Below are 4093 nucleotides of genomic sequence, written 5' to 3' on the forward strand. Positions count from 1 at the left end.
TACAATGTTAGGAAAGGATATTCATACAAAATTATCTATTCCTTTTATTGATATTCCTGAGTTAAAGTCATGGGAATTAGAATGGAATAAAAATGATACTGGCATGGTATTTAAAGAGCTATACGATGATGTTGTATTAGAAGTTCAGCAATATTTGAGAGATACTTATAAGTATATAAAAGAAGGTATTTCAGATTATGAAGCTTTATCAAAGTTAGGTTGCTACAAATATGAAACAAAGGGATCAGGTATATCTACAGTTATTGCTGGAATATTTTTTGCCTGCAAATATTCAAATGAGCCATTAAAAAGCATTGAAAATGCTGTCAATTCAACTGGAACTGATACAGATAGTATTGCTGCATTTTCTGGAGGTCTGGTAGGTGCATTGAACGGACAAAAAATTATTCCTGAACGTTGGAAAACTGTACAAGATATAAACTATATAGATAAAATCTCAGAAAGGCTTTTAGAAATATCTGAAGGTAGAGCAGAATTTAATGACGTACCTATTGAGGAAAATAATATATCAATTAATAATATTAACTCAGGTAATTACGAAGAAGGAAATAAGATACATTTTAATCCGTTGGGAAATGGTTGCATAACACGTATAAGTAGACAGGATGCAATAACAAAAGGAAAGTTTAATATTATTTTATCGGTTGATTTTGAGTCAGGTCAAAGCTGTGTATTTTCAAAGTTATTAAGTGTAGATAATGAATCCATTAATGATGCGCCTCTAAATGACTGGTTAATTAATAGTCAGTTAAAGTTTAATATCGAAGAATATAAAAATTTGGAAATTTTAAATAAGAACAAAGACTATGAAAAAATAATCGAGCTGCTGATAATAAAAATACCTGATAGGAGTGAATAATGGTTCTGTCGCATAAATCCCCCTTCCCGACGTTATCTGCTATCATAATTCTCAATTTCAATCGCTGTCAGCCCCGGACGGGCTGATAGTCTCCAGAAGGCGCAGGGAAATTTGCCAATCCGAAGTGCGCGATAGCGCGCGAGGGAGGCTAAAATTTTATCCCGAATAGAGCCGTAGAGCCATTTGTGGTAGCCATGACTGAGCTGCTTTGTGCTCAGTCTGTGGCGGACGGCTGGAGCAAATTTTACCTTGTTGATCAGTAAGCCGATCACGGGGTTGATCCACTACCAATAATTTCTATCATCAATAGCCTCTCGTGCTTTTTCTTGTATTCTTTTTATATCGTTATTAGCCTTGTCCGTATATTCCTCAATACAAGCAATATAATCCTGAAGTTGTGAATTATAATTTTCAACTTCAGTATTATACGAATCAATTTTCCATTGGCTAGTAAATGAGTATGGCTTTAATGGTTTCATTGGTTCATTACAGTCATGTGATGGGTATCCAGAATATCCTAAGTTGCTTCCACCATAAATATATGCCTCTGCATTTAATGGCATTATCATCAATAATAACAAAAACACACTATTTTTCATATTTCCTACTGCCCCTAACTATTACTGGTTCTGTCGCAAAAAAATAACCCTATTACCTACGATCATAAGATTTAATTTCAGCCAAAGAAGGTTCGCATATTCAACTAAAAATAGTGCGACTTTTCAAGTTATTATTCTCATGAATGTCATATGGTACCTGACTTTCTCACTAGTTTGTCGGATGGGATGAGAAAGTTTTTCTCCTATAGACTTTCAGATAAATAATTTCCACCTATTTTTCAATACCTTCGCCAGAAATCATACAACATTCTCATGAATCTTACCAAGTTCTGCGGCCTGAAAAACCGGATTATTTATTAAAAACTCCTCTGCATTTAAGCTGAGGGAATTAATAATCCTACGCGTGTATTTTCGCGCCCTGAAGGTGGCGTTTAAATCCAATATACTTTTCTGACCTAGGCTTTCTATTTGAGGCAGTAGTAGCAGTGAAAAGGTCACCATAAATAAAGAGAAGTTTGCCGCATTAGTCACTTGAGTTTCTTTGATATTCATAAAGTCTTCCAGCCCCCAGTACTGTTTGGCATCACGAAAGTTAAACTCAATTTGAAACCTCAATCAGTTTATCGTAAGGCAATTCAAGATCATCGCTAAACAATAAGGCCTTTGCGACTCTTCCTGTTTTAAGATTTCTTTTCACAATGACCACGACATTCAATAAATCGGGAAAGTTTTTATGCCAAACCTGAACCTGATGCATGCTCGTTTCGACATCTTTTTTTACCGTTCTTCCACGCAAGCTATCTTCAGGCAATGTGTCTATGGTGAGTTGTTCGCCATATTTGCGAGGCTTTCCTTTTCCCGCGTATTCACCTGCAAACGGGAAATAGAGAGTAGAATCGTGACGTAATTTAGACACCAAATGTAATCCGAGCTGCTTGACCATTTGTAACCCCGCATTATTACCTAGCGCACCATCATAAACAAAATAATCCATTGTGAGTGTACAGCCTATCAAACTAAGTGCCTGTCGAATACAACCCTGCAATTGTAATTGAAAAGCGGAAAAACTCACCTCTGTCCGGTTTTTATTTTTGCTACCTTTTGGTCTGCCAGGCTTTCCCTTTTCTGTTACTCTTTTAGGCGCAGTTTCCTGGGCTTTTTTTTAGAAGCTGCTCTGCAAGTAACGGATAAGACTTACGCGACTCAACATGAAGCAAAGAGATATTGATAAAACACAGACCTGGCACCGCTTGGTTTTGAATGGACGAAAAAAAATCGCCCTAAGCCATATGTTTGCTTTCCTGATTTAGTGACAACAACTTCGTCCCCAATAAGACCCCAGGTACCCAAACACTTTTCACTTATACAGTACGGTAACTACGCGTCCGCCTCAACTACGCAAGAAAACCCTGCTCCGTTAAGGCTCCCACACATGGATTGACGGCTATTCGGAATGCAATTCTTTGCCTCCCTCGCGCGCTGCTAGCACACTTCGGATTGGCGAATTGCCCTGTTGCTTACCACGGACTAAAAATCATCACTTCGCTTTGGCTCCGTTAAGGTTTCTAAAAGTTCTGTATTTCTTTTTTTTGTAGCCTTAATTGGCAATGCCTTTTTCTTAAATTGGTTCTATCGCAAGAATTTATTATAACGTTAAAGCTTGCTCATAACCGACATTTATGGCGCTAAAGCGCGGCCATGCTACCTCACGAAATTCCTGGGGCTCCTGTCTCCGTAATTCGTTCCCTACGCAGCGAATAGGAGATGCTCCAGCCACCCTGCGTCCGCCACAAATGGCTCTACGGCTATTCGGGATAAAATATTAGCCTCCCTCGCGCACTTCGGATTGGCAAATTTCCCTGCGCCTTCTGGAGACTATCAGCCCGTCCGGGGCTGACAGCGTCGCCAAAAAAACATGATTAACAACAAGCCCGTTTATCATGAGATAGACCTAACCAGTTTCAGAAGCGGCTTTAATGATGCAAGTTCTGTACTGGCACAAATTTCCAGACTGAAGCCATTAGAATGAGTCACTTTGATAACTGATGAATCAGCAGGTACGCCTGATCCGTTCAACATGTCCTCTGCAACCAGTGTTACCGGAACCAATTGCTTGGCTTGTAACACTGGTGGAGCGAGCGAACTGAATTGCTTTTTGTAATAACTGAAGATATGCGGCTTGATATCATGGGCTTTGCAATACCCGACCTGAGTTAAACGACTGGCTTGCCATTGCGGTATATGATTTTGCATAGCCGCTTTATTTTGAGATGGACTCATAAATTCCTCCTGAGTTAATTGGAGGTATTAGTCTGCCATTTTTTATATTGGTTTAGAATGTGTACTTTAATTGACGCTTACGATCATATACTCAGCTTCAAAGGCACTCACTTCCCAAAAGATGTCATTCTTTATGCTGTTTTCTTTTATGTCAGGTATGGCGTTTCGTATCGCGACCTTGAAGAAATTATGGAAGAAAGAGGTGTTGAGGTGGATCATGCTACGCTCAATCGTTGGGTTATCCGTTATTCTCCTGCCATTGCTGTAAAAGCTAAATCTCAGAAACGAGAAACCAATAAATCGTGGCGCATGGATGAAACGTATATCAAAGTGAAGGGTCAGTGGACCTATTTATACCGAGCTGTTGATAGTC

The 4093-nt window shown here is 39.1% G+C and carries 7 protein-coding genes and 1 pseudogene; 2 read left to right on the forward strand and 6 right to left on the reverse strand.

Going from position 1 to position 4093, the window contains the following annotated elements:
• Window positions 1-880, forward strand: an 880-nt coding sequence (locus tag K6984_RS30180; RefSeq protein ID WP_221898645.1) for an ADP-ribosylglycohydrolase family protein, incomplete at its 5' end; no start/stop codon positions are given.
• A gap of 32 nt (window positions 881-912) precedes the next feature.
• Here K6984_RS30180 and K6984_RS30185 read toward each other — a convergent pair.
• The 6 genes and pseudogenes from K6984_RS30185 to tnpA form a co-directional block, all read right to left on the reverse strand.
• Window positions 913-1152: a hypothetical protein gene (locus tag K6984_RS30185; RefSeq protein WP_221898646.1), complete on the reverse strand. Its 240-nt coding sequence runs from the start codon at window positions 1150-1152 to the stop codon at window positions 913-915.
• 12 nt (window positions 1153-1164) lie between these two features.
• Window positions 1165-1479, reverse strand: coding sequence for a hypothetical protein (locus K6984_RS30190; protein WP_221898647.1), 315 nt, complete (start codon window positions 1477-1479; stop codon window positions 1165-1167).
• Window positions 1480-1737: 258 nt separating this feature from the next.
• Window positions 1738-1992: a hypothetical protein gene (locus K6984_RS30195; protein ID WP_221898648.1), complete on the reverse strand. Its 255-nt coding sequence runs from the start codon at window positions 1990-1992 to the stop codon at window positions 1738-1740.
• Window positions 1993-2038: 46 nt separating this feature from the next.
• A pseudogene (locus tag K6984_RS30200) lies at window positions 2039-2557 on the reverse strand (transposase); the annotation flags it as partial.
• 528 nt (window positions 2558-3085) lie between these two features.
• Window positions 3086-3217 (reverse strand): hypothetical protein, encoded by a 132-nt coding sequence (locus tag K6984_RS35570; RefSeq protein ID WP_263458927.1) that lies wholly within the window; start codon window positions 3215-3217, stop codon window positions 3086-3088.
• A gap of 161 nt (window positions 3218-3378) precedes the next feature.
• A complete protein-coding gene (gene tnpA, locus K6984_RS30205) occupies window positions 3379-3720 on the reverse strand; it encodes an IS66 family insertion sequence element accessory protein TnpA (RefSeq protein WP_221893783.1) in 342 nt (113 codons plus the stop codon).
• A 57-nt stretch (window positions 3721-3777) separates the two neighbouring features.
• Between tnpA and K6984_RS30210 the strand changes: the two genes are divergently transcribed.
• On the forward strand, window positions 3778-4093 hold a 316-nt coding region (locus K6984_RS30210; RefSeq protein WP_221898649.1), incomplete at its 3' end, for an IS6 family transposase.

Source organism: Bathymodiolus japonicus methanotrophic gill symbiont (assembly GCF_019721995.1).
Taxonomy (GTDB): Bacteria; Pseudomonadota; Gammaproteobacteria; order Methylococcales; family Methylomonadaceae; genus Methyloprofundus.

Bases quoted from the DNA above. Each gene is read 5' to 3' on its own strand.
- K6984_RS30190 (WP_221898647.1), bottom strand. From the start codon at position 1,479: ATGAAAAATAGTGTGTTTTTGTTATTATTGATGATAATGCCATTAAAT.
- K6984_RS30195 (WP_221898648.1), bottom strand. From the start codon at position 1,992: ATGAATATCAAAGAAACTCAAGTGACTAATGCGGCAAACTTCTCTTTA.
- tnpA (WP_221893783.1), bottom strand. From the start codon at position 3,720: ATGAGTCCATCTCAAAATAAAGCGGCTATGCAAAATCATATACCGCAA.